This window comes from Nonomuraea insulae, assembly GCF_042656245.1.
In genome coordinates, this window is record NZ_JBHSPA010000015.1 from 46,377 (window position 1) to 71,215 (window position 24,839).

General features: G+C 69.6%; 25 protein-coding genes. 18 read left to right on the plus strand and 7 right to left on the minus strand.

The window, feature by feature from the left end; all coding sequences use genetic code 11:
* The first annotated feature begins 18 nt into the window (after positions 1-18).
* The 9 genes from ACFPZ3_RS11535 (at position 19) to ACFPZ3_RS11575 (ending at position 9,766) form a co-directional block, all read left to right on the plus strand.
* A complete protein-coding gene (locus ACFPZ3_RS11535) occupies positions 19-1,260 on the plus strand; it encodes a replication-associated recombination protein A (protein ID WP_465263553.1) in 1,242 nt (413 codons plus the stop codon).
* A 119-nt stretch (positions 1,261-1,379) separates the two neighbouring features.
* Positions 1,380-2,243 (plus strand): oxygenase MpaB family protein, encoded by an 864-nt coding sequence (locus tag ACFPZ3_RS11540; protein WP_379514011.1) that lies wholly within the window; start codon positions 1,380-1,382, stop codon positions 2,241-2,243.
* Between the two features lie 85 nt (positions 2,244-2,328).
* Positions 2,329-2,721 (plus strand): DUF948 domain-containing protein, encoded by a 393-nt coding sequence (locus ACFPZ3_RS11545; RefSeq protein ID WP_379514012.1) that lies wholly within the window; start codon positions 2,329-2,331, stop codon positions 2,719-2,721.
* Positions 2,718-2,948, plus strand: a complete 231-nt coding sequence (locus ACFPZ3_RS11550) for a hypothetical protein (protein ID WP_379514013.1) — start codon at positions 2,718-2,720, stop codon at positions 2,946-2,948. Before ACFPZ3_RS11545 ends, ACFPZ3_RS11550 begins: the two co-directional genes overlap by 4 nt.
* 21 nt (positions 2,949-2,969) lie before the next feature.
* Positions 2,970-5,642 (plus strand): alanine--tRNA ligase, encoded by a 2,673-nt coding sequence (gene alaS / locus ACFPZ3_RS11555; protein WP_379514014.1) that lies wholly within the window; start codon positions 2,970-2,972, stop codon positions 5,640-5,642.
* A gap of 1 nt (position 5,643) precedes the next feature.
* A complete protein-coding gene (ruvX, locus tag ACFPZ3_RS11560; protein WP_379514015.1) occupies positions 5,644-6,123 on the plus strand; it encodes a Holliday junction resolvase RuvX in 480 nt (159 codons plus the stop codon).
* Between the two features lie 133 nt (positions 6,124-6,256).
* Positions 6,257-7,450: an endolytic transglycosylase MltG gene (gene mltG, locus ACFPZ3_RS11565; protein WP_379514016.1), complete on the plus strand. Its 1,194-nt coding sequence runs from the start codon at positions 6,257-6,259 to the stop codon at positions 7,448-7,450.
* 211 nt (positions 7,451-7,661) lie between these two features.
* Entirely contained in the window at positions 7,662-8,816 is a 1,155-nt protein-coding gene (gene mltG / locus ACFPZ3_RS11570) for an endolytic transglycosylase MltG (protein ID WP_379514017.1), read from the plus strand.
* Positions 8,817-8,908: 92 nt separating this feature from the next.
* Entirely contained in the window at positions 8,909-9,766 is an 858-nt protein-coding gene (locus ACFPZ3_RS11575) for a shikimate dehydrogenase (RefSeq protein WP_379514018.1), read from the plus strand.
* Here the strand turns inward: ACFPZ3_RS11575 and ACFPZ3_RS11580 are convergent.
* Together ACFPZ3_RS11580 and ACFPZ3_RS11585 are read right to left on the minus strand one after the other, a co-directional pair.
* Complete coding sequence (locus ACFPZ3_RS11580; protein ID WP_379514019.1) at positions 9,738-10,163, minus strand: type II toxin-antitoxin system VapC family toxin; 426 nt, start codon at positions 10,161-10,163, stop codon at positions 9,738-9,740. The two genes, ACFPZ3_RS11575 and ACFPZ3_RS11580, sit on opposite strands and share 29 nt — an antisense overlap.
* Positions 10,160-10,435: a type II toxin-antitoxin system Phd/YefM family antitoxin gene (locus ACFPZ3_RS11585; RefSeq protein WP_379514020.1), complete on the minus strand. Its 276-nt coding sequence runs from the start codon at positions 10,433-10,435 to the stop codon at positions 10,160-10,162. Before ACFPZ3_RS11585 ends, ACFPZ3_RS11580 begins: the two co-directional genes overlap by 4 nt.
* Before the next feature lie 345 nt (positions 10,436-10,780).
* On the opposite strand from ACFPZ3_RS11585, the gene infC reads away from it, so the two are divergent.
* The 7 genes from infC (at position 10,781) to ACFPZ3_RS11620 (ending at position 17,807) form a co-directional block, all read left to right on the plus strand.
* Positions 10,781-11,350, plus strand: coding sequence for a translation initiation factor IF-3 (gene infC / locus ACFPZ3_RS11590; RefSeq protein WP_465263554.1), 570 nt, complete (start codon positions 10,781-10,783; stop codon positions 11,348-11,350).
* A gap of 121 nt (positions 11,351-11,471) precedes the next feature.
* Positions 11,472-11,666: a 50S ribosomal protein L35 gene (gene rpmI / locus ACFPZ3_RS11595; RefSeq protein ID WP_103958467.1), complete on the plus strand. Its 195-nt coding sequence runs from the start codon at positions 11,472-11,474 to the stop codon at positions 11,664-11,666.
* Between the two features lie 24 nt (positions 11,667-11,690).
* A complete protein-coding gene (gene rplT / locus ACFPZ3_RS11600; protein ID WP_103958466.1) occupies positions 11,691-12,074 on the plus strand; it encodes a 50S ribosomal protein L20 in 384 nt (127 codons plus the stop codon).
* Between the two features lie 68 nt (positions 12,075-12,142).
* Entirely contained in the window at positions 12,143-12,946 is an 804-nt protein-coding gene (locus tag ACFPZ3_RS11605; RefSeq protein WP_379514021.1) for a TrmH family RNA methyltransferase, read from the plus strand.
* Positions 12,947-12,996: 50 nt separating this feature from the next.
* The gene (locus tag ACFPZ3_RS11610; protein ID WP_379514022.1) at positions 12,997-14,088 is read left to right on the plus strand and encodes a sensor histidine kinase; all 1,092 of its coding nucleotides are present in this window, start codon (positions 12,997-12,999) and stop codon (positions 14,086-14,088) included.
* A 129-nt stretch (positions 14,089-14,217) separates the two neighbouring features.
* On the plus strand, positions 14,218-15,258 hold the full coding sequence (pheS, locus tag ACFPZ3_RS11615) for a phenylalanine--tRNA ligase subunit alpha (protein ID WP_379514086.1): 1,041 nt from the start codon (positions 14,218-14,220) through the stop codon (positions 15,256-15,258).
* Positions 15,258-17,807, plus strand: coding sequence for a phenylalanine--tRNA ligase subunit beta (locus ACFPZ3_RS11620; protein ID WP_379514023.1), 2,550 nt, complete (start codon positions 15,258-15,260; stop codon positions 17,805-17,807). Before pheS ends, ACFPZ3_RS11620 begins: the two co-directional genes overlap by 1 nt.
* A 42-nt stretch (positions 17,808-17,849) precedes the next feature.
* On the opposite strand, the gene ACFPZ3_RS11625 is transcribed toward ACFPZ3_RS11620, so the two are convergent.
* The gene (locus ACFPZ3_RS11625) at positions 17,850-18,467 is read right to left on the minus strand and encodes a Uma2 family endonuclease (RefSeq protein ID WP_379514024.1); all 618 of its coding nucleotides are present in this window, start codon (positions 18,465-18,467) and stop codon (positions 17,850-17,852) included.
* Positions 18,468-18,544: 77 nt separating this feature from the next.
* On the opposite strand from ACFPZ3_RS11625, the gene ACFPZ3_RS11630 reads away from it, so the two are divergent.
* Positions 18,545-18,778 (plus strand): hypothetical protein, encoded by a 234-nt coding sequence (locus ACFPZ3_RS11630; RefSeq protein ID WP_379514025.1) that lies wholly within the window; start codon positions 18,545-18,547, stop codon positions 18,776-18,778.
* A gap of 157 nt (positions 18,779-18,935) precedes the next feature.
* Here ACFPZ3_RS11630 and ACFPZ3_RS11635 read toward each other — a convergent pair whose 3' ends face one another.
* The 4 genes from ACFPZ3_RS11635 to ACFPZ3_RS11650 form a co-directional block, all read right to left on the minus strand.
* On the minus strand, positions 18,936-20,225 hold the full coding sequence (locus ACFPZ3_RS11635; protein ID WP_379514026.1) for an MFS transporter: 1,290 nt from the start codon (positions 20,223-20,225) through the stop codon (positions 18,936-18,938).
* Between the two features lie 133 nt (positions 20,226-20,358).
* Positions 20,359-20,715 carry a nuclear transport factor 2 family protein gene (locus ACFPZ3_RS11640; RefSeq protein WP_379514027.1) on the minus strand — a complete coding sequence of 119 codons (357 nt, stop codon included), beginning with the start codon at positions 20,713-20,715 and terminating at the stop codon, positions 20,359-20,361.
* A gap of 40 nt (positions 20,716-20,755) precedes the next feature.
* Positions 20,756-21,157: a hypothetical protein gene (locus tag ACFPZ3_RS11645; RefSeq protein ID WP_379514028.1), complete on the minus strand. Its 402-nt coding sequence runs from the start codon at positions 21,155-21,157 to the stop codon at positions 20,756-20,758.
* A 293-nt stretch (positions 21,158-21,450) separates the two neighbouring features.
* Positions 21,451-23,112, minus strand: a complete 1,662-nt coding sequence (locus tag ACFPZ3_RS11650; protein ID WP_379514029.1) for a class I adenylate-forming enzyme family protein — start codon at positions 23,110-23,112, stop codon at positions 21,451-21,453.
* Positions 23,113-23,346: 234 nt separating this feature from the next.
* Between ACFPZ3_RS11650 and ACFPZ3_RS11655 the strand changes: the two genes are divergently transcribed.
* Positions 23,347-24,717: an endo-1,4-beta-xylanase gene (locus tag ACFPZ3_RS11655; RefSeq protein ID WP_379514030.1), complete on the plus strand. Its 1,371-nt coding sequence runs from the start codon at positions 23,347-23,349 to the stop codon at positions 24,715-24,717.
* The last annotated feature ends 122 nt before the right edge of the window (positions 24,718-24,839 follow it).

The window sequence follows — 24,839 nt, forward strand, 5'->3', positions numbered from 1 at the left end:
CAACCTCTCGCGGTGCGCATGCGGCCGCGCACGCTCGACGAGGTGATCGGCCAGCGGCACCTGCTCGGCCCCGGCACCCCGCTGCGGCGCCTGGTCGAGAGCGAGGCTCCCATGTCGCTGTTCCTCTGGGGGCCGCCCGGCACCGGCAAGACCACGCTCGCCTACGTGGTCTCCAACGTCACCAAGCGCCGCTTCGTCGAGGTCTCCGCCGTGTCGGCGGGCGTCAAGGACGTGCGGGCCGCCATCGACAACGCGCGCCGCGAGCTGGGCATGAGCGGCCGCCAGACCGTGCTGTTCGTCGATGAGGTGCACCGCTTCAACAAGGCCCAGCAGGACGCCCTGCTGCCCGCCGTGGAGAACCGCTGGGTCACCTTCATCGGCGCCACCACCGAAAACCCCTTCTTCTCGGTCATCTCGCCGCTGCTGTCGCGCTCGCTGCTGCTCACGCTGGAGTCCCTGTCCGACGACGACGTGCGCGCCGTGCTGGAGCGGGCGGTGTCCGACCCGCGCGGCCTCGGCGAGCGCGCCACGCTGGCCCCCGAGGCCGTGGAGCATCTCGTACGGCTCGCGGGCGGCGACGCGCGCCGGTCGCTGACCTACCTGGAGGCGGCGGCGCTGCTGGCCGACGACATCACCGTGGAGGTGGTGGAGAAGGCCGTCGACAAGGCCGCCGTACGCTACGACCGGCAGGGCGACCAGCACTACGACGTGATCAGCGCGTTCATCAAGTCGATGCGCGGATCCGACGCCGACGCCGCGCTCCACTACCTGGCCCGCATGATCGAGGCCGGCGAGGACCCCCGCTTCATCGCCCGCCGCATCGTCATCTTCGCCTCGGAGGACGTCGGCCTGGCCGATCCCACGTGCCTGCAGACGGCCGTGGCCGCGGCGCAGGCGGTGCAGCTCATCGGGCTTCCCGAAGGGCAGATCAACCTGGCGCACGCGGTCATCCACTGCGCGATGGCGCCCAAGTCCAACGCCGTCGTCAAGGCCATCGGGGCGGCGGTCGGCGACGTGCGGAAGGGGCTGATCGGGCAGGTGCCCGGCCACCTGCGCGACGCCCACTACCCGGGGGCGGCCAAGCTCGGGCACGGCGAGGAGTACAAGTACCCGCACGACTTCGACCACGGGCTGGTGCGCCAGGACTACGCGCCTGAGCAGGTGCGGGAGCGGCGCTACTACGAGCCGACCCGGCATGGGGCGGAGGCGCCGGTGGCCGAGCGCTGGGCGAAGATCCGCGACTTTCTCCGGGGCTCCTGACCGGCTTCGAGCGCGCCCGCCTGTCGTGTGGCTGTGTTCTGGTGTGGCCTGTCGAAAAGGTTCGCCGTCAAATCGTGCAAAATCGTACTAAGTGGCTGGGTGATGGGAATCACAACCGTGTGAAGGCGACCGTTACCCCCGGCGGCGGGCTCTTCGGCCCCCAGTCGATCACCTGGCGAGTGCACACCGAGACGCCCGGCTGGCCGGCCGTCATACGCGCCTTCCAGCTCCAGTCCCTGCACCCGAGAACGATCCGCGGCATAGCCCAGAACTGCCTGCTCGACGACCCCGAGGTGGCCCGCGCCAGGCTGCGGCGCCAGCTCGACTACGTCGCCGTGCGCACCTTCGGCACCCGCGAGCAGGCCGAGCAGGCGGGCGAGCGGGTACGCCGCGTGCACGCCCGCCTCATCGGCCTGGACACCGACACGGGCACCCTGTTCCGCCTGAACGAGGAGGAGAACCTGCGCTGGGTCCACTGCGCGGAGGTCTCCTCGCACCTGGAGGTGGCCCGGCGCTCGGGCGTGCCGCTGACCCGGGCCGAGCGCGACGCGTACGTGGCCGAACAGCGCCACAGCGCCCTCCTCGTCGGCCTCCGCGACGTCCCCCGCGACACGGGGGAGCTGGAGGACTATCTCACCGGCATGCGCCCGTACCTGGCCATCACCGATGAGGCCCGCGACGCGCTGCGCCGCAGCGTCAGCCCGCAACTGTCGCTCCGGCTCGCCTTCCTCACGCCACCCCTGGCACTCGGCTCGCTGCCCGCCGCGGGCGCGCTGGCGTACGCGACCCTGCCCGGCTGGGCCAGAAAGTTGTACGGCTGCCACGGCAACAAGGCCGCCGAATACGCCGCGGGCATCGCGCTCAAGGCGCTGCGCGCGGCGGCCATGGCGATGCCGGAACGGCTGGTGGCGCCCGAGATCAGAGCGGCGCGCGGGCTCATGCGCGCGGTCACGGAAGTGCCAGGGGCCGACGTGGCTGCCTGATCAAGGGAGCTTTCCGCACTAACGTTGTCACTCGAACGCGATAGGGTCTTGCCGTTCCGGGCCAGCGTACGAGGGAGATGAGCGGATGCTTACCGCTGGAGAGGTCGCCGGGCTGATCGCAGCCACGGGCTGGATAGTCCTGGTCTGTGTCATGGCCATGGTTCTCGTCAAGCTCGCCCGGCTGCTCAACGAGACCACCAAGGCGGTCTCCGACCTGAACAACCGCCTCGCGCCGCTCCTCGACGACGTGAGCGTCACGGTCAACGAGACCAACAGGCAACTCCTCGCCGTCGAGGCCATCGCCAAGGACGTCAAGCAGGTCAGCGGCCACGCGGCCAAGCTCAGCGCCGTCACGCAGACCATCTTCACCGGGCCGCTGATCAAGGTGTCCTCGCTCGGCTACGGCGTGCGCCGCGCCATCGAGGCCCGCCGGCCCGGCCGGCGCCGCCCCAGCGCCAAGCAGGGGCGTCCGCGATGATCAGAAGGCTGTTCTACCTGTCGCTCGGCGCGTTCCTCGCCTTCTGGGTGATGCGCAGGCTGCAGGCGCTGCGCCCCGACCATGTCGCCCGCAGGACCGCCGACGGCGCCGCGGGCATGCTGCGACGGGTGAGAGACTTTACCTCCGACGCCTTCGGCGAGGCCGCGGAGCGCGAAACCGAGTTGCGAGCGCGCTTCGGGCTCGACAACGTTGAAGACAACAACTGACTCAAGTAAAGGATGGCCACCATGGAGTCGGCAGAGATCGCCCGCCGCTTCCTGCGCTTCTTCGAGGAGCGTGGGCACAAGATAGTGCCCTCGGCCAGCCTGATCGCTGAGGACCCCACGCTACTCCTGGTTCCTGCCGGTATGGTGCCGTTCAAGCCGTACTTCCTGGGGCAGCGCAAGCCTCCGGCGTCACGGCTGGCCACCGCGCAGAAATGTGTGCGCACCCCCGACATCGAAGAGGTCGGCAAGACCACGCGGCACGCCACGTTCTTCCAGATGCTCGGCAACTTCTCCTTCGGCGACTACTTCAAGGCCGAGGTGATCCCGTTCGCGTGGGAGCTGCTGACCAGGCCCGAGTCCGACGGCGGCTTCGGCTTCCCCGAGGACCGGCTCTGGGCCACGGTCTACCTCGACGACGACGAGGCCTACGACATCTGGCGCAACAAGGTCGGCGTGCCCGACTCGCGGATCCAGCGGCGCGGCCTGGAGGACAACTACTGGCACATGGGCGTGGCCGGTCCCGGCGGCCCCTGCTCGGAGATCTACTACGACCGCGGCGCCGAATACGGCAAGGAGGGCGGGCCCGTCGCCGACGAGGACCGCTACCTCGAGGTGTGGAACCTGGTCTTCATGCAGTACCAGCTCAGTCAGGTCCGCACCAAGGTCGACTTCGACGTGGCCGGCGAGTTGCCCGCGAAGAACATCGACACCGGCATGGGCCTCGAGCGCATGGCGACGATCCTGCAGGGCGTCGACAACCTCTACGAGATCGACACCACGTACAAGATCCTCGACAAGGCGGCGGAGCTCACCAAGACCCGCTACGGGCGCGACCACCGGGCCGACGTCAGCCTGCGGGTGATCGCCGACCACGTGCGCACCGGCACCATGCTGGTCGCCGACGGCGTCATGCCCGGCAACGAGGGCCGCGGCTACGTGCTGCGCCGCATCCTGCGCCGCTCGATCCGCAACCTGCGCCTGCTCGGCTCCGGCGACGAGCGCTACATGCACGAGCTCACCGACGTCGCGATCAACGTCATGGGCGAGCAGTACACCGAGCTCAACGCGGACGCCCCGCAGATCCACGGGATCATCGACGCCGAGGAGGCGTCCTTCCTCGGCACGCTGCGCACAGGCACCGCGATCTTCGACGTGGCGGTGGAGGAGACCAAGCGCAAGTCGGGCAGCACGATCCCCGGCGACCAGGCGTTCAAGCTCCACGACACCTACGGCTTCCCGATCGACCTGACGCTGGAGATGGCGGCCGAGCACGGTCTCAAGGTCGATGAGGAGGGTTTCCGCCGCCTCATGAAGGAGCAGCGGTCGGCGGCCAAGGCCGACGCGGCGGCGAAGAAGACCGGCAACGCCGACATCTCCGTCTTCGGGCAGCTTCTGGAGGCGGGCGGCAAGGTCGAGTTCCTCGGCTACGACCAGACCGAGGCCGACACGAGCGTCGCCGGCATCCTGGTCGACGGCCTGTCCGTCCCCTCGGCGGGCACGGGCACGTCGGTCGAGGTCGTGCTCCAGCGCACCCCGTTCTACGCCGAGGGCGGCGGTCAGCTCGCCGACCAGGGCGTGATCCGCACCAGCGGCGCCGTGGTCGAGATCACCGACGTGCAGACCCCGCTCGCGGGGCTCGTCGTGCACCGCGGCAAGATCCGCAGCGGCGAGCTCAAGGTCGGCGACGAGGCGCAGGCGGAGGTCGACATCGAGCGCCGCCGCGCGATCTCGCGCAGCCACAGCGCCACCCACCTCGTCCACCGCGGCTTCAAGAACGCGCTCGGCGAGACGGCGGCGCAGGCGGGCTCGGAGAACTCGCCCGGCCGCTTCCGCTTCGACTTCACCGCGGCGGGCGCGGTGCCGCCGAGCGTGCTGCGCGACGTCGAGGACGAGGTCAACGCGGTGCTCATCAACGACCTCAAGGTCAACGCCTTCTACACCACGCAGACCGAGGCCAGGGCCATGGGCGCGCTGGCGATGTTCGGCGAGAAATACGGCGACGAGGTCCGCGTGGTCGAGATCGGCGACTACTCGCGCGAGTTGTGCGGCGGCACCCACGTCCACAGCTCCGGCCAGCTCGGCCTGGTCAAGGTGCTGGGCGAGCAGTCGGTCGGCGCGGGCGTGCGCCGCGTCGAGGCGCTCGTCGGCATCGACGCCTTCCGCTTCCTGGCGCGCGAGAGCGTGCTGGTCGCGCAGCTCACCGAGCAGCTCAAGGCGCGCCGCGAGGAGTTGCCCGAGCGCATCGACGGCATCGTCACCCGGTTGCGCACGGCGGAGAAGGAGCTGGACAAGCTCCGCTCGGCCCAGGTGCTCCAGGTGGCGGGCGATCTGGCCTCCCAGGCGCGTGACCTGGCAGGAGTCTCCGTCGTGACACACCGCGCGCCTGATGGAACCGGTGCCGATGACCTGCGTAAGCTCGCGCTTGATGTGCGTGGCAGGTTCCCGGCCGACCGGCCGGCGGTCGTGGTGATCGCCGGAGCCCCCTCCGACCGGCCGGTGGTGGTTGCCGCGGTCAACGAGGCGGGGCGCGAGCGGGGGCTCAAGGCCGGGCAGCTGGTCGGCGTCGCCGCCAAGGCTCTTGGGGGTGGCGGTGGCGGCAAGGACGATGTCGCGCAGGGCGGCGGCACACGGCCGGAGGCGATCGGCGACGCGCTGCGCCTGGTCGAAGAGGCAATTTCTGGGCAGCTCGGCTGACATGAGGTTCGGTTCGCGGATCGGCGTGGACGTCGGGTCCGTACGTGTCGGCGTGGCTCGCAGTGACCCTTCAGGGCTGCTGGCCACGCCGGTCGAGACTGTCAGGCGGGGCAAGGGCGACCTCAACCGCATCGCCGAGATCGTCGCGGAGCACGAGGCGATCGAAGTCGTGGTGGGGTTGCCCACCTCGCTGTCGGGGCGCGAGGGACAGGCGGCGGGGCTGGCGCGCGAGTTCGCCGTCAAGCTCGCCGCCCGGCTGGCGCCCACGCCCGTGCGGTTGTTCGACGAACGGCTCACCACGGTCGCGGCGCAGCAGGGGCTGCGCGCCAGCGGCGTGAAGGCCAAGAAGCAGCGCGGCGTCGTCGACCAGGCGGCGGCCGTGGTGCTGCTGCAGGACGCCCTCGACTCCGAGCGCGCTACCGAGAGACCACCAGGCAGGCCCGTCGAACCGCCACCGGCGGCCGACGGACCTGCCTCATGAGCGGGCGAGCGACGGGGGCTCGTCCCGCGAGGGGGTGGCGCAGGATCGGTCTCGGTCTGCCGCGGTACGCGGCGGGTGGCCGTCCGGCGTGGTGCCGGGAACCGCGCGCGTGCGTCTCCGATGGGGTGATCCTGTGAACAGCGGCACGCCTGAGGACGAGGGCGACGGCGGCGAGGTGATCCCGTTCCGCTCGGGAGAGAACGCGGAGGAGGAGCCGGAGCCCCCGGATCGGGCGGAGCCGGCGGCCAAGGAGGCGGCCCCAGAAGCGGAGGTCATCCCGCTGCCCGCGCCGAAGCGGCGGGCCATGCGCAAGGTGGGGCTGCTGTCCGCGGGCCTGCTGGCCGGCGTGCTGGCGGTCGGGGTCGGGGCGATCGCGGTGCTCAAGCCGTACCTGAGCCCTGACGACTTCGAAGGGCCGGGCAGCGGCGCGGTGACCGTGCGGATCGTGCCCGGCTCCAGCGCGCAGGCGATCGGCTCGGCGCTGGCCGAGGCCGGGGTGGTGGCGAGCGCGCAGTCGTTCGTGAACGTGACGGAGGACCGCGCGGTGAGCGACCGGCTGCGGCCTGGGCACTACCGGCTGCGCAAGGGCATGGCGGCGGGAGCGGCGCTCGACCTGCTGCTCAGGCCGGCTTCCAGGGTCGTGCGGCGGGTGACCGTGCCCGAGGGGCTGCGGGTGCCCGAGGTGCTCGCCCGGGTGTCCAAGCTGGCCGGGCTGCCGCTCGACGCCCTGCGGACGGTGGACAAGGCGCTCGTCGGGCTGCCCGAGTACGCCCGGGAGCTGGAGGGTTTCCTGTTCCCCGCCACGTACGAGATCGAGCCGGGCGACACGGCCGTGGACGTGCTGGCGGCCATGGCCGAGCGGTTCGGCGCCGCGGCCCGGCAGGTGGGCCTGGAGGAGCAGGCGGCGCGGGTGAAACTGTCCCCGCTGCAGGTGGTCACGGTGGCCAGCATGATCCAGGCCGAGGGCGGGACCGACGAGGACTACCCGAAGATCTCCAGAGTGATCTACAACCGTCTGGCGAAAGGCACTCCGCTGGAGATCGACAGCACCGTGTTGTACGCGCAGAACCGTAGGACACTAAAGATCACGGAGAGTGACACGAAGGTGAACTCTCCTTACAACACCTATCGCCACAAAGGACTGCCGCCAGGCCCCATCGCCAATCCTGGAGAGAAGGCGCTGATGGCGGCGCTCAACCCAGCAGAAGGCGATTGGCACTGGTTTGTAACGACGGATCCGGCGCATAGAATCACCAAATTCACTAACAAAGAGAGCGAGTTCGTGAGATACCGGGAAGAGTTGAACAAGAACCTCGGGACGAGCTGATGTTCGACGGGACCCCCTCTGTCCCCACGCAAAAGCCCCAAAACGGGGCACGCGTCCTCTTTCCGTCCCCTAGCATGGCTACCCAGAGTGATCTCCGCCGGTCGTACGACCATGACCGGCGGATCCCCCAGTTTCGCTCGGTTACTCCAGCCGGTTGGGCAGTTCCGCTTGACGTCCGGCGGGCGGTACCGGGAGATTGGCCAGCGCACCTATGAACGAGCTCGATCTGAACACCCTGCTCGGCGCCGAGGATGACGAAGGGTCATCGCGGCGCCGCACCCGGGCGTCCGGCAAACGCAGTGGACGCAGGCGGCGCCGCCGCCGCAACCGGGGTGGATTCGTGGCGCCGCTGCTCGCGTTCGTCGTCCTGGCGGGCATCATCGGCGGCGGCGGTTATTACGGTTACCTCTGGCTCAGCGACGCGCTCGTGCCCGACGACTACAGCGGTCAGGGCACCGGCGAGGTCGTCATCGAGATCAAGCAGGGCCAGAGCGCGTCGGAGGTGGCCCAGGAGCTGGAGCGGCAGGGGGTCGTCGCCAGCGCCAGAGCGTTCACCAACGCGGTCGGGAACGCGAACAAGAGCGCCTCGCTGCAGCCCGGCGAGTACAAGATGCGCAAGAAGATGTCGGCCGCCAGCGCGGTCGCGCTGCTCGTCCCGGAGAACATGCTGCTCGCCAGGGTGACCCTTGAGGAGGGCCTGCGGCTGTCCGTCGCGCTCTCCAAGCTCGCCGAGGAGACCGGCAAGCCGGTCAAGGAGTTCACGGCCGCGGCCAAGGACACCGAGGACCTCGACCTGCCGTCGTACGCGAAGGGCAAGCTCGAGGGGTACGCCTTCCCGGCCACGTACGAGTTCCAGCCCAAGACCACGCCCAAGGAGATGCTGGGGACGATGGTCAAGAGGTTCAACCAGACGGCCGACCAGATGGACCTCGAAGGCGGCGCCAAGTCCCTGGGCCACACGCCGCACGAGATCGTCGTCATCGCCAGCATCGTGCAGGCCGAGGCCGGCCGGCGGGAGGACATGGCGAAGATCGCCCGTGTCATCTACAACCGGCTCGACCGCAAGCCGCCGATGAAGCTGCAGATGGACAGCACGACGATGTACGCGCTGAACAAGTTCCGCACCAAGGCGACCTTCGCCGAGACGAAGACCAAGCACCCGTACAACACGTACTACGTCAACGGGCTCCCGCCCGGCGCGATCACCAACCCCGGTGACCACGCCATTGAGGCGGCGCTGAACCCGGCCAAGGGCAGCTGGCTCTACTTCGTCGCCACCAACCCCAAGAGCAACATCACCGAGTTCGCCACCACGGACGCCGAGTTCCAGCAGCTGGAGGCCAAGCTCCGGGCGAACGGAGGCTGACCCGCCACGGCCCGCCCGGCCCGCCCCGGCCCGTCCCGGACGTCCGGGCGGGCCACGGGCGATAGGGTCGTCCCGTTCGAAAGGAGTGGGGGATGCGGGCTGCGGTGATGGGGTCGCCCATCGGCCATTCGCTCTCGCCCTACCTGCACAGGGCCGCCTATCAGGCGATGGGGCTCGACAGGTGGAGCTACGAGGCGTTCGAGTGCGACGAGGCGCGGCTGCCTGGTCTCCTGGCCGGACTGGCGCCCGTACGCGGGCAGGCCGGCGCCGGTGAGGACGCCTGGGCGGGGCTGTCGCTCACGATGCCGCTCAAACGGGCCGTGCTGCCGCTGCTCGACACGGTCTCCGAGCTGGCCGTCGAGGTCGGCGGGGCCAACACCGTGGTGTTCCGCGACGGGCGTCGCCACGGCGACAACACCGACGTCTACGGCATCGAGCAGGCGCTGGCCGAGGCCGGGGTGCCCGCGCCGCGCTCGGCGATCGTGCTGGGCGGCGGGGCCACGGCGGCCTCCACGCTGGCGGCGCTGCGCAACCTGGGCCTGTTCTCCGCCACGCTGCTCGTGCGCGATCCGGCGCGGGCGGGGGAGACGGCGGAGGTGGCCGAGCGGCTGGGCGTGGCGCTGGCGGTGGAGACGTTCGACAAACTCGACGCGCTCACGCGGGTGGACCTGGTGGTCTCCACGCTGCCGAGCGGGGCCGCCGACGTTTTCGCGGACCGGCTGGCGCGGGTGCCCGCGCTCTTCGACGTGGTCTACGCGCCCTGGCCGACTCACGCGGCGGCGGCGGTCCTGGCCGCGGGCGGCACCGTGATCGGGGGGTTCGAGATGCTGCTGCACCAGGCGGTGCGGCAGGTGCGGCTGATGACCGGCGTTGAGGGGGTGCCGGTCGAGGCCATGCGCGCGGCCGGAGAGGCCGAGATCCTCAGCCGGTCGGCCAATCGAACGGGTTGATCACGGTCACGCCGGTGTCCGCGAAGTCCTTTACATTGCGGGTGACCACGCTCCAACCATGAACCTTGGCCGTGGCGGCGATCAAGGCGTCCGAGGTGGGGAGTGGACGCAGGCATCGCATGCGTCCCCATTCTTGGGCGATTTCCTCAGTGATCGGGATCACCCGGTCCTGGAAGGACTGAAGGAGGCGGGCAAGCCACCTTTCGAGCACCAGGGCCTGCTGGGAATCGGTCTTTCTGCGCTGCTCGACCCCGCTGCGGATCTCGCCGACGGACATGACGCTGAGGTAGAGCGTCGGCCCGGGGGCGGCGCTCACCCACTCCTTCACCTGAGCGTTGCCGCGTGGCTTGCGCACCTCGGAGATGACGTTGGTGTCGAGGATGTAGCCGACGCTCACCAGCCGAGGTCCACTTCTCGAGGGAGGCTCTTGTCGCGCTCGAGATCTAGGTCGTCGGACCAGTCAGGCGCGCTGAGCAGGAACTCCTTGAAGTCCGGTTGCTTGCCCGTGAACTGGCGGTATTCCTCCATGTCGATGAGAACCGCCACGTCCTTCCCATGGCGGGTGATCACCTGTGGCCCCTCGTCGTGAGCCTTTCTGACGACCTCGCTGAAGTGCTGTTTGGCATCCTGTAGCTGCCATTTGCTGTCTTCTGCCTGAATTGCAGTCATGGAACCCCATTTCTGACTAGTCTGGACAGAATTCTAGTACAAGCTGCGTGGCCGGTGGGGAAGATTCGAGCAGGATCCGTGGTTGTGGTAATGTAGCTCTCTGATCGGTCCGGCATGCCTTGCTGGACGCGCAAGCGGAGGTCTCCCTCCCACCTGAGTCGCCGAAAGGCGGCCGGGTCCAGGATCACGCCGGACTACTCCGGGGAGCTCGAGGCCACGAAGCCACGCAGCTCAGTGGCCCCGCATGCGCGACGTGCGGGGTTTTTCGCGTCTGCGAGAGGCCCTTGGCACGACGAGCACGTAGGGATCGCAAACCTAGGAGGCCCCATCAGCACTGAGCCCCGCATCAACGAGCGTATCCGAGTTCCCGAGGTTCGCCTCGTGGGCCCGAACGGCGAGCAGGTCGGCATCGTCTCCATACATGACGCGCTGAAGCTCGCCCAGGAGGCCGACCTCGACCTGGTCGAGGTCGCGGCCACGGCTCGACCGCCCGTGTGCAAGCTCATGGACTACGGCAAGTTCAAGTACGAGTCCGCGATGAAGGCGCGCGAAGCGCGCAAGAATCAGGCGCACACGATCATCAAGGAGATCAAGCTCCGGCCGAAGATCGACCCGCACGACTACGAGACCAAGAAGGGTCACGTGGTGCGGTTCCTCAAGGCGGGGGACAAGGTCAAAGTCACGATCATGTTCCGCGGACGTGAGCAGTCCCGGCCGGAGCTCGGCTTCCGGCTGCTGCAGCGGCTGGCGGACGACGTCCAGGAGCTCGGCTTCGTGGAGTCCCACGCCAAGCAGGACGGCCGTAACATGATCATGGTGATCGGTCCGCACAAGAAGAAAGCCGAGGCAAAGGCCGAAAAGGCCGCAGCCAAGGCACAGCGTGGCGGCGAGGAGCCTTCCCTACCGGAAGAGTGACCCGCAGTTGGGGTTAGCCTTACAAACACCCCAGCAGCCACCGCCAGACGCAGACGCCGCGACCGGGTCGGCCAGCACCGGCCCGGCCACCGGCACGACCGAAACGAGGAGAGACGGCGACATGCCGAAGATGAAGACGCACAGCGGTGCGAAAAAGCGGTTCCGGATCACCGGCACCGGCAAGATCAAGCGTCGCCGTGCGAACCGCGCGCACTACAACGAGTGGAAGTCGTCCACGCTGACGCGCCGTCTCAAGAACGAGGTCGTCCTTTCCGACGCCGACTCCAAGAAGATCAAGAAACTGCTCGCGAAGTAGCGCGAACCCCCGGGGAGAAGAATCATGGCACGCGTGAAGCGGGCGCTCAACGCCAAGAAGAAGCGCAAGGTCGTCCTCGACAGGGCGAGCGGTTACCGTGGCCAGCGGTCGCGTCTGTACCGCAAGGCCAAGGAGCAGATGCTCCACTCGATGACGTACGCCTACCGGGACCGTAAGGACCGCAAGGGCAACTTCCGTCGTCTGTGGATTCAGCGCATCAATGCCGCCGCCAGGCAGAACGGCATGACCTACAACCGCCTGATCCAGGGTCTGCGTCTGGCCAACATCGAGGTCGACCGCAAGATCCTCGCCGACCTCGCGGTGAACGACAGTCAGACCTTCGCCACGCTCGTCGAGGCCGCCAAGAAGGCGCTTCCGGCGAACGTGAACGCTCCGGCCGCGAGCTGAAGCATTTGCCTCGCAGGGCCCACCGATGACGGTGGGCCCTTTGCTGTTCGCCTGATCGGGGGTAGGGGATGGGCGGGTCCGAGCTGACCAACGTACGGTCGCCGCGGGTGAAGGCCGCCAGACGGCTCACCAAGCGGGCCTTCCGTGAGCAGGACAGGAAGTTCCTGGCGGAAGGGCCACAGGCCGTACGCGAGGCGCTCAAGCTCGACGGCGTGACGCTGGAGCTGTTCAGCACCGCCGAGGCCGAGCTGCGCCACCCCGAGCTCATCACCGAGGCCACGCTCAAGGGCGTGCCCCTGCACCGCGCCAGCGGCGAGGTCATGTCGGAGCTGTCGCAGACAGTGACGCCGCAGGGGCTGGTGGCCGTCTGCCGGCTGGTGCACGTACCGCTGGAGGAGGCCCTGACCGGGCAGCCGCGGCTGGTAGCGCTGCTGGCGCAGGTGCGCGACCCGGGCAACGCCGGGACCGTCATGCGGGCGGCCGACGCCGCAGGGGCCGACGCGGTGGTGCTCACCGACGCGTCCGTGGACCCGTACAACGGCAAGTGTGTACGCGCGAGCGCGGGCAGCCTGTTTCATCTGCCCGTCACCATCGGTGCACCGGTGGGCGCCGCCGTGCGTCAACTAAGGGAGCGGGGCCTGCGCGTGCTGGCGGCTGACGGCGCGGGCAAGCACACGCTCGACGACGTGGATCTCTCGGGACCGACCGCGTGGATCTTCGGCAACGAGGCCTGGGGACTGCCTGAGGAGATACTCGCCGAGGCGGACGATGTGGTCAGAGTGCCCATCTACGGACAGGCTGAAAGTCTGAACCTGGCCTCCGCGGCGGCGGTATGCCTTTACTCCTCGGCTAGGGCGCAGCGAGTGTCCTAGGCGGTTGGAAACCCGCTATTGTCGGCGTTGTAGGCGGAGGAGGCAAGGTCGTGCACGGCGCAGACACCGACGGGCGAGTGGTGGCCGCCGCGTGCACGATAGCCATCGACGATCTCCCTGACGGTCTTATCGTGACCGACCGATATGGGTGTGTGGTGGCCGTCAACCGGGCCGCCGCGCGGCTTACCGGCATCCCGATGGAGCGCTCGGTCGGCCGGCACATGACCGACGTCTACCCCTTCCGCGATCATGACGGGCGCGACTGGTGGAAGGCGCTCGATCCCGAGGGCGGGCTGCGCAACCGGAGCAGGGTTCCCGAGCGGCCGCTGCACCTGCCGGGCGGGCAGGAGCTCTACGTCGCGGCCAGGCTCGTACGCGAGCCGGAGCGCGGCGGCGAGGTCGAGCGCGTCGCGATCACCCTGCGTGACGGCGGCGCCCGCGCCCGGCTGGAGCGCAGCCGCGCCGACCTGGTCTCCACCGTGGCCCACGAGCTGCGCTCGCCGCTGACCAGCGTCAAGGGGTTCACCGCGACGCTGCTGGCCAAATGGACGCGCTTCACCGACGAGCAGAAGCGCGTCATGCTGGAGACCGTCAACAACGACGCCGACCGCGTGACCAGGCTCATCACCGAGCTGCTCGACGTCTCGCGCATCGAGTCCGGGCGGCTGGAGGTGCGCCGCCAGGTCGTCGACCTGTCCGTCAGGGCGCGCCGGCTCATCGCGGGCCGGGTGGCGGCCGGCGAGGCAGAGGATCGTTACCGCCTGATCGTGGGCGACGACCTGCCGGAGATGTGGCTCGACCAGGACAAGATCGACCAGATCCTGGGTAATCTGGTGGAAAACGCGGTGCGCCACGGGCGCGGCACCGTGACCATTGAGATCGAGTCCGTCGGATGGGGAGTTGCCGTGTCGGTGCGCGACGAGGGCGAGGGCATCGAGCCCGAGCTGGCTCCGCGCGTCTTCAGGCAGTTCTGGCGGGGCGGGAACAGCCGCCGCCGCGGCGGCACCGGCCTCGGCCTGTTCATCGTGAAGGGCCTGGTCGAGGCGCACGGTGGCACGATCATCGTGCAGCGGGCGCCCGAAGGCGGGGCTGAGTTCCGATTTACCATGCCCGCCGGCACGCCCGACTTCGCCGCCGTCTGACGCGGAATTCGGGCCCGGTGGGCGGGTCCCACTAGACTCATTCCGCTCAAGCCCTGGATACGGAGCTCACTCTTGTCTGACTACGACCCCGTCGAGGTGACACCGTTGCATGCCGACGAGGTGTCCCGCATGGAGGCCGACGCCATCGCGGCGATCAAGACGGCCGGCGATCTCGACGCACTCAAGCAGGCCAGGCTGGCGCACGCGGGTGACCGCTCGCCCATCGCCCTGGCCAACCGCGAGATCGGCGCCCTGCCGCCGGCCGCCCGCGCCGAGGCAGGCAAACGCGTCGGCGGCGCCCGCAAGACGATCAACGAGGCGCTGGCCGCCCGCCAGTCCGAGCTGGAGGCCGAACGCGACGCCCGGGTGCTCGTCGAGGAGACCGTCGACGTCACCCTGCCCTGGGACCGGCGGCCGCGCGGCGCCCGCCACCCGCTGACCACGCTGCAGGAGCGCATCGCCGACGCGTTCGTCGCGATGGGCTACGAAGTGGCCGAGGGACCCGAGCTCGAAGGCGAGTGGTTCAACTTCGACGCCCTCAACATCGCCAAGGACCACCCGGCCCGCTCCGAGCACGACACGTTCTTCGTCGACTCCACCGAGTCCGGCATGGTCCTGCGCACGCAGACCTCGCCGGTGCAGATCCGCGCGCTGCTCCAGCGCGAGCTGCCGGTCTACGTGATCTCGCCGGGCAAGACGTTCCGCACCGACGAGCTCGACGCCACCCACACCCCGGTCTTCCACCAGACCGAGGGCCTGGCCGTGGATGAGGGCCTGACGATGGCCCACCTCAAGGGCACGCTCGACCGGTTCGCGGAGGTGATGTTCGGCAAGGGGATCACGACGCGGTTCCGGCCCAACTACTTCCCGTTCACCGAGCCGTCCGCCGAGATGGACCTCAAGTGCTTCGTCTGCCGCGGCGCCTCCGCGGTCCCCGGCAACCCGCCCTGCCGCACCTGCAAGTCGGAGGGCTGGATCGAGTGGGGCGGCTGCGGCATGGTCAACCCGCGCGTGCTCATCGCGTGCGGCGTGGACCCCTCGCGCTACTCCGGGTTCGCGTTCGGCATGGGCATCGAGCGCACGCTGATGTTCCGCCACAACGCCGAGGACATGCGTGACATGGTCGAGGGTGACGTGCGCTTCACGCTCCCGTTCGGAATGGAGATCTGATGAGGGTCCCGCTCTCCTGGCTGCGGGAGTATGTCGATCTCCCGGCGGTCACCGCCCACGAGGTGGCCGACAAGCTGACCGCGGCCGGGCTCAAGCTCGAGTCGATCGCCTCGCACGGCCACGACGTCAAGAACGTCGTCGTCGGCGAGGTCCTCGAGATCGAGGAGCTGACCGGCTTCAAGAAGCCGATCAGGCACTGCAGGGTCGAGGTGGGGGAGGCGACGTCGCGCGAGATCGTCTGCGGCGCCACGAACTTCGCCGTCGGCGACCGGGTGCCCGTCGTCCTGCCCGGCGGCGTGCTGCCCGGCGGGTTCGAGGTGGGGGCGCGCAAGACGTACGGGCGCATGTCGGAAGGCATGATCTGCTCCGAGCGTGAGCTCGGGCTGGGCGACGACCACAACGGCATCATGGTGCTGCCCCCGGGCACGCCCATCGGCACCGACGTGGTCGAGCTGCTCGGGCTGCGTGACGACGTGATCGAGCTGGAGATCACGCCGGACATCGGCTACGCGCTGTCGATCAGGGGTGTGGCGCGCGAGGCGGCCACGGCGTTCGGGGTGGCCTTCCGCGACCCCGCCGACGTCGAGCTGCCCGCCGTGAGCGGTCCGTCGTGGCCGGCCTCCATCGCCGACCCGACGGCGTGCGACCGGTTCGTGCTGCGCGAGGCGCACGGCTTCGACCCGTCCGCCGAGACGCCGCTCTGGATGCGGGTACGCCTCGCGCGCGCCGGCATGCGGCCCGTGTCCCTGGCCGTGGACGTCACCAACTACCTGATGCTGGAGCTGGGGCAGCCGCTGCACGCGTTCGACCGGGCCAAGCTGACCGGCGAGATCGTCGTGCGCAGGGCCGAGCCCGGCGAGCGGCTCGAAACCCTCGACCACGTCGTCCGCGACCTCGACCCCGACGACATCCTCATCACCGACCAGTCGGGGCCGATCTCGATGGCCGGCACGATGGGCGGCCTGGAGACCGAGATCTCCGACGCCTCCACCGACATCGTCATCGAGGCCGCCCACTTCTCCGCGACCGGCATGTCACGCGAGTCGCGCAGGCACGGGCTGGTGTCGGAGGCGTCCAAGCGGTTCGAGCGCGGCGTGGACCGGGAGCTGCCGCTCGTCGCCTCGTGGCGGGCCGTGCGGATGCTGGCCGAGCTGGGCGGCGCGAGCGTTCAGCCCGGGGTCACGCACGCCGAGGCCGAGGTGTCGCCCGCGCGCATCGCGATCCCGTCGGGTTACCCGGGCCGGGTGGCCGGCGTGCCCTACTCGAAGGACACCGTGGTCGCGCGGCTGGAGCAGGTCGGCTGCGTCGTGACCGACGGCGCCGACCCGGCCGTGCGCAAGGGCGGCGTGGCCCCGACCGGGGTCGTGACGGGCGGCGCGCTGGCGGCCAAGCTGGCGATGACCGGCGACATGATCACGGTGACGCCGCCGTCGTGGCGGCCCGACCTCACCGACCCCAACGACCTGGCCGAGGAGGTCATCCGGCTGGAGGGCTACGAGAGCCTGCCGTCGGTGCTGCCCTCCGCCCCGGCCGGCGCCGGGCTCACCGAGGGGCAGCGGCTGCGCAGGCGGGTCGGCCGGGCGCTGGCCGAGGGCGGTCACGTCGAGGTGCTCAGCTACCCGTTCATCAGCGCCGACGACTTCGACCGGCTGCTGCTGCCGCCCGAGGACGCGCGCCGCCGTGCCGCTCGGCTGGCCAACCCGCTGTCGGAAGACGAGCCGCTGATGCGTACGACGCTGCTGCCGGGGCTGCTCAAGACCCTCGTGCGCAACGTCGGGCGCGGCTTCGCGGACGTGGCGCTGTTCGAGACGGGGCCGGTCTACCGGCCACGCGAGGGTGCCCCCAAGGCGGCGCCGGTGCTCGGCGTCGAGCGGCGGCCGACGGCCGAGGAACTGGCCTCCATCGAGGCGGCGCTGCCCGACCAGCCGATGCGGGTCGCGGTGGTGCTGGCCGGGGAGTTCGAGCGGTCCGGCTGGTGGGGTGGCGCGCGCGCCGCCTCGTGGGCCGACGCCGTGCAGGCCGCCCGGCTGGTGGCGGGCGAGGCGCGGGTGGAGCTGTCCATCAGCGCCGACCAGCACGAGCCCTGGCACCCCGGCCGGTGCGCCGCTCTCTACGTGGGTGACACGCTGGTCGGGCATGCCGGGGAGCTGCATCCGCGGGTGATCGAGGCCTACGGGCTGCCGGCGCGGACGGTGGCGATGGAGCTGGAGTTGTCGCGGCTGGAGGCGGTCATGCCCGGTCCGGTCGAGACGCCGATGGTGTCGGCCTATCCGGTGGCCACGCAGGACGTCGCGCTCATCGTGCCCGACTTCACGCCGGTGGCCGATGTGGAGGTCGCGTTGCGCGATGGGGCCGGGGAGCTGCTGGAGTCGATCCGGTTGTTCGATGTGTACGCCGGGGAGCAGGTGGGCGAGGGGAACAAGTCACTCGCTTACTCGATGCGCTTCCGGGCTGCGGATCGGACCCTGACGGTCGAGGAGACCACGGCGGCGCGGGACGCGGCTGTGGCGATGGCCGCTGACCGGGTGGGTGCTCAGCTCCGCGGGTGAGCGGTTGCCGGGGGCCGGTGCGGCGGGCGCCGTGCCGGCCCTTCAGCGCCTGCGTGTGGTGTAAAGCGTGGTGAGGTCGAGGTGAATGTCGAACGGGACCGAGAGCTTCATCTGGTCCTGATGGACGCCGGCGCTCGCGTAAGCCTTCGTGGCCGGATCGAGTTCGAAGACGAAGATCACGGCTTGGCCGCCGCTGAGCTCTTCGATACGCCAGAAATGAGGGATCCCTGCCTGGGCATAGAGGACGGGCTTGCGCTCTCTGTCCCGCAGTTCGGACTCACGTGAGACCACTTCGACGGCGAGGACGACGTCTTCGGCTTCGAAACAGGTGACATCGGGACCTGTGGGCGCATGGGGACCCACGACGATGAGGTCAGGTTCTGGGCGCTGCCGCGGACCTAGTTTGACGGTCATGTTCGAGAGCACTTCATGATCTGCCGGCACCAATTCCTCGAGTGCCATGTGCAACCGGTGAATGACCTGTTGATGGAAGCGTCGCTGGGGGCTCACGAAGACCAAGCTTCCATCAATCAACTCTGTGTGCGCAGGCAAATCCGGAAGGTGATCGAGATCCTCGGCGACGAAGCCCTGAGGTGGCGGGAAGACCCAGTCGGGAAGCGAGGGAGGCGTCATCTCTTCGATCACCGCTTCGGCAGTCATGGTGTAACGCTACCAATCTATTGTGCTCACGCCTGGTAAACGTCAAGACACGGACGCGGAGTTGAGAAGGACGGTCCATGAGGCAACTGCTCGTGTTCGGCGAGAGGGATGACGCCGAGGAGGTCGCCGAGACGCTGGGGGAGTGGTTTCCCGCGCTGGGGGCGCCGCGGGTCGTGCGGGAGACGCTGGCCGGGGAGGACGACGCCGAGGACGCCCAGTGGCTCGTCGTCGTCGAAGGGCTGGACGAGGGGGCGTATCCGCAGGTGGATGAGCTGGTCGAGCGGTACGGCGGGTGGCGTGAGGCGGGCTGAGGTGTTCGTCGGGTGCGAACATCGGCGCTGCGGGAGCGGCTTGTCGCCGAGAGCGGGTTCGAGGGGATCGGGGAGTGGGTGGGCGATTACGTGAGCAGGGTCTACTCCGACGCGTAGTCGCTCACGGTGTTCGCCGAGGCGGAGGACCGGGGGTGAATCACGCCGTGGCCTCCGCCTCTGTCTGCCTGCGGGCCTTTTCCGCCAAGGCGTGCTCGTCCGTTCTGGCGTCGTACTGACGGAAGCGGGGCAGGAGGGCGGCCAGCGCCATGACGGCGGCCACGCACAACACGCCGCCTCCGGAGAGGGAGAAGCGGGTGCCGCCGAAGTTGGCCATCAGGCTGGCGCGGGTGTTGCCGAGCATGGGGCCGCTGGCGTAGGAGAGCAGTTCGATGCCGGCCAGGCGGCCCCGCAGCTCGGGCGGGATCGTCTGGTTCCACATCGTCAAGCGGAAGATGCCGCTGATCATGTCGGCGGCGCCGGCGAGGGCGATGCAGACGAAGACCAGAAAGACGTTCGGGGCCAGGCCGGTCAGCGCCACCGCCACGCCCCAGAAGACGGCCGCGACGATCACGCCGAGGCCGTGGCGGTGGACGCGCGCCGTCCAGCGGCCGGTGACCGAGGCGATCAGGGCGCCCACGGCGGCGGCCGAGTAGAACAGTCCGAGCGCCTCCGGCGCCCGCAGCTCGTCGGCCAGGAACGGGTACAGCGCCGTCGCCATCGCGAAGAGCATCGCGGCGATGTCCACCAGGTACGTGCCCATCAGGTCCTTGCGGCCGATCGCGTAGCGCACGCCCTCGACCAGCGACTTCAGCGACGCGGGGGCGGCGTCCTCGGCGGGCGGGATCGACCTGACGCGCCAGAGGAGGACCAGGGACAGGACGAAGGTCAGGGTGTCGAGGGCGTAGGCGGAGGCCGTGCCCCACGCTGTCAGCATCAGGCCGCCCAGGGCGGGGGCCACGATGGCGCCGAAGTTCCAGCGCAGGCTCGACAGCACCGCCGCCGCGCTCTGCTGCTCGTGCCTGACGACCTGCTGGATCACGGCTTCCAGGCTCGGGCGTTGCAGGGAGCCGATGCCCGTGGAGATGGCGCCCATCACGTACAGGACCCAGATCTGGGGGTCGGGGAGCATCGCGTTGATCATGAGGGCCGCGGAGGTGACCAGCAGGCCCAGCTCGCTCAGTACGATGATCTTGCGGCGGTCGAGCGCGTCGGCGATGGCCCCGCCCCACAGGCCGCACACCACCATCGGCACGAACTCCGCCAGGCTCACCAGACCGACCGCCACGTAGGAGCCGGTCAGCTCCTTCATCTGGTACGGCACCGCGACCATGGAGATCAACGTGCCGAACATCGTGATGACCCCCGACCCGAACAGCAGCCGGTAGTCGCGCGAGTCGCGCAGCGGGCTCAGGTCCAGCGAGAGGTGGCGAAGAAGGCGAGGGAGCACAAAGGAAGATTGTCCGTTGAATGCCGTGGTGGGGGCAAATCATTTCCGCAAGGGGAAAGCGGCCCCCGGAAGTGTGTTCCGGGGGCCGCTTTCGGCTGCCACGCGCACGCCGGCGCCGCCGCGTCGTGGTGGCTCAGGCCGCCGGGACCTTGTCCAGGAAGCCGAGGACCCTGCGGATCCTGCCGTCCGGGGCCAGTTCGGCCACGTCGAACCCGATCGCGACCGGCTCCCCGCCCTCCGGGCCCAGGTGCCAGGTGAAGCGGGCGATGTCGTGGTGGGCGTCGTACACCTCGCCGGGGGTGAAGACCAGGCCGGGGAACATGCCCTGCGCGCCCTCGATCACCGCGGCGATCCCGGCGTGGCCGGCCACCTCCGCGAGCGGGTCGGTGTAGGTGGCGTCCTCGGTCCACAGCTCGGCCACGGCCTTGGCGCGGATCTCGGGGTCGGTCTGGTTCCAGCAGGCGACGTAGCGGTCGATGAGGTTGCTCATGGTTCGGTCTCTCCTATGGGATCTCAGGGTTCGAGGGGTGTCAGAGGGTCTTGCGCAGGCCGGTGATCTGGAGTTCGGCGAAGACGGCCACCACGAGGGCCTGGGCGATGGCCCAGATCGCGCCGATCGTGGTGAAGCCCGCCGCGCCGGTGACGACGGCGGCGACGCTGCCCAGGGTCCAGATGATGTTCAGGGCGATCACGGCCTTGGTGGCGGCCCGGCTGATCGGGCGGCGGCTCGCCAGGAAACCGACGGCGACGCCGTACACGAGCAGGAAGACGCCGATGCCGCGCAGCAGGCCCGTGCCGGGACCCAGCAGGGTGCCCACGGGGCCGGCGAAGGCCAGGTAGACCAGCCCGTTGCCGCCGGTGACGACGGCGTCGGCGGCCAGCGAGATGCGCAGGAACTTCGTCCGGTCGGTGGTGACGGTCAGGGCGGTCATGTCGGCTCCCCTTGAGTTGGCCTCGGTGCGAACACCTGAAAGATGTCAGGCCGGGGGTAGGGTCCGCGATTACGCGCCAGGTAAGAGGGAACGGCGATCTGGCCGTCCACCAGGGGAAACGCACATGGTTGTGATGGCCGTCACATAGGGGCGAGGCGCCGTCACCTTGCCGGCGCCTGTCAGGGCCGGGAGGAGCACCGGCCACGGCGGGATTCCGCGCGTGGCCGATCTCCTCCTGGGTGACGAGCCGTCACAGCGCCGGCCCTGGTGAGCCGCGAAGGTGAGGCCGCAGGTCAGTTGCCCAGGATCTCCCGGCGCAGGTGCGTCTTGAGGATCTTGCCGCCGGGGTTGCGGGGCAGTTCGCCGTCGCGGAACCAGACGTGCGCCGGGATCTTGAACTTGGCGAGCCGGTCCGCCAGGAAGGCCCGCAGGTCCTCGGTGGTGACCGACGTGCCGGGGGCCACCCGGATCACCGCGCCGACCTCCTCGCCCAGCTCGTCGTGCGGCACGCCGATCACCGCGGCGTCGTCCACCGCCGGGTGCTCGAACAGGGCCGCCTCGACCTCGGCGCAGTAGACGTTCTCGCCGCCCCTGATGACCATGTCCTTGGCCCGGTCCACGATGTAGACGAAGCCCTCGTCGTCGATCTTGGCCAGGTCCCCGGTGTGCAGCCAGCCACCGACGAACGTCTGCGCGGTCGCCTCCGGCTTGTTCCAGTAGCCGAGGATGACGTTCGGGCCGCGTACGCACAGCTCGCCGACCTCGCCGTGGGGCAGTTCCGTGCCCGCGGGGTCCACCACGCGCACGTCCACCACGGCCGCGGGCAGGCCGATGCTGTCGGGCCTGGCGTGGTAGTCGGCGCCGCCGTTGCCGATGGCCAGGGCCGTGGTCTCGGTCATGCCGTAGCCGTTGGAGGGGGCGCGGTTGGGCAGGTTCTCGGTGATGCGCTCCAGCAGCTTGGGCGGGGCGGGGGCGCCGCCGTAGCCGAGCGTGGTCAGGGAGGACAGGTCGTACTTGCCGAAGTCCGCGTGGGACATGAGCTGCCAGGCGTTGGTCGGCACGCCGATCATCGCGCTGACCCGCTCGCGCTCGATCAGGCGCAGGGCCTGCTCGGGGTCCCACTTGTACATCAGCACCAGGCCGCCGCCGCTGAACATCGTGGTGGTCAGGGCCGAGAAGCAGCCGGTGACGTGGAAGAGCGGGACGGTCAGGAGCGTGACCCTGCGGGTCCCGGCCGCCGCCGCGAGGTCCTTTCCGGCCAGGGCGGTGGCGCGCATGAGACCGTAGGCGACCGTCATGGGGGACTGGCCCAGGTTGCGGTGGCTGCCCAGGGCGCCCTTGGGGCTGCCGGTGGTGCCCGAGGTGTAGAAGATCGTGGCCGGGTCGTCGGGGGACAGCTCGACGTCGGGGAGTTTCACGTCGGCGACGACCTCGCCCAGCACCTCCTCGAACGCCCGCGCCCCCGCCGGGACCTCGCCCCTGGTGACGATCAGCGGCACGCCCGTCGGAGCCAGCCTGACCGCGCGCTCACCGTCCGCGATCAGCACCTTGGCACCGGAGTCACGCACGCCGTAGGCCAGCTCCGGCTCGGTCCACCAGGCGTTCAGCGGTACGGCGATGGCTCCCGCCGCCAGCGTGGCCGAGAAGGCGACCGCCCAGTCCGGGTAGTTGCGCATGGCCACGGCCACCCGGTCGCCCTTGGCCACGCCATATTCCTCGACCAGGCGGTTGGCGAGGGTGGCGGCGCGGCGGAAGTGCTCCTCGAAGGTCAGGTGCTCGTCCTCGTACACCAGGAAGACCTTCTCGCCGTGGAATCTGCTCATCTCCAGGAGCGCGCGGAAGTGGGCCGGGGCGTGCTTCCATGTGCGTACGCCGGTGTCGCCGATCTCCTCGACCTCGAACAACTGGCCGGGGCCGGTGAGCTGGGCCTGGACCTGGGCGTGCGAAAGAGACATACGCAGAACTCCCGCAGTGGACGATTATTCCGGATAATTCACAGTACCGACCGGTAGGTACGTCGCGCTAGACGGCTCATTCGCGATGAAAGTTTCATTACTTTGTCGATAGTTTCTGGCGTCCAGCTGCTGCTTTCGCGGCGTATTGAGGTCTTGGTTGACCACTGTCTCGCATGTCAATAACGTCGGCGATGCGGCTGTGCTCAGGTCGAAACTTTCGGAGGTAGATGCCCCGTGCATTCGTCCTCGCTCCTCAGAGTCCTCGCGTCGGTGGGGATGCTCGTCACCTTCCTGCTGCCCGCCGTCTCGGCGGAGGCATCGGCGCCGTTGCGGCACCCACGCCGCAGCCACCACATCAGCCAGGTCGTCGGCCGCTACGCCGGCAACGCGACCGTGGTCTCGTGGGACGTGGTGAACGAGGTGTTCGACGACAACGGCGGCATGCGTACGTCGTTCTGGTACAACACGCTCGGCCAGAGCTTCATCGCCGACGCCTTCCGCGCCGCCCGCGCCGCCGACTCCGACGCCCGGCTGTGCATCAACGACTACAACGTCGAGGGCGTCAACGCCAAGAGCACCGCGATGTACAACCTGGTCTCCTCGCTGCGCCAGCAGGGCGTGCCGGTGGACTGCGTGGGCTTCCAGGGTCACCTCGCCATCCAGTACGGCTTCCCGAACGACATCCAGCAGAACATGCAGCGCTTCGCCGACCTCGGCGTCCAGGTACGGGTCACCGAGCTGGACGTGCGCATGCAGATGCCCAGAGACTCCAGCAAGGACGCCACCCAGGCCACCTACTACCGCAACGTCGTCAACGCCTGCAACGCCGTCGCCGCGTGCGCCGGGGTGACGATCTGGGGCTTCACCGACAAGTACTCCTGGGTGCCGGACACCTTCGCCGGCCAGGGCGCCGCGTTGATCTACGACGAGAGCTACCAGCGCAAGCCCTCCTACACCGCCGTGCACGACGCGCTGGCGGGCGGCACCACCACCGACCCCACCCCGCCGACCACGCCGGGCACCCCGGCGGCCGGCAACCTCACCTCCGACTCCGCCTCGCTGACGTGGACCGCCTCGACCGACAGCGGCGGCAGCGGCCTGGCAGGGTACAACGTCTACCGTGAGCAGGGGACGACGGACCCGCAGCTCGGGCAGAGCACGACCAACTCGATCAACCTGACCGGGCTGTCCCCGAGCACGCAGTACCAGGTGTACGTGCGGGCGCGCGACGGGGCGGGGAACCTGTCGGCCAACTCGCCACCGGTCACGTTCACGACCGTCGCGGGCCCCGGCGGCGGTGGCGGCTGCACCGCCGCGGCGACCGTGCAGACCCAGTGGAACAGCGGGTACGTCGTCCAGCCCGTGACCGTCACCAACAGCGGCACCTCCGCCATCACCGGCTGGACCGTCACCTTCACCCTGCCGGCCGGCCACACGCTGACCGGCTCGTGGAACGCCGCCGTGACCGTCAGCGGGCAGAGCGTCACGGCCAGGAACGCCGGCTACAACGGCACCCTGGCGGGGGGCGGCAGCACCAGCTTCGGCTTCCAGGGCAGCCGCCCGAACGGTGGCACGCAGACGCCCTCGGGCTACACCTGCGCATGAGCGGGGATCCCCTGGGGCCTGCCCGCCTGCCCGCCCGGCATGTGGTGACCGCCCCAGGGGATTCTCTCCGGCCCGCCGATCGCCGCGCGGGCAAGGCATTGGCGGGCCGGGCACGGCGCTCT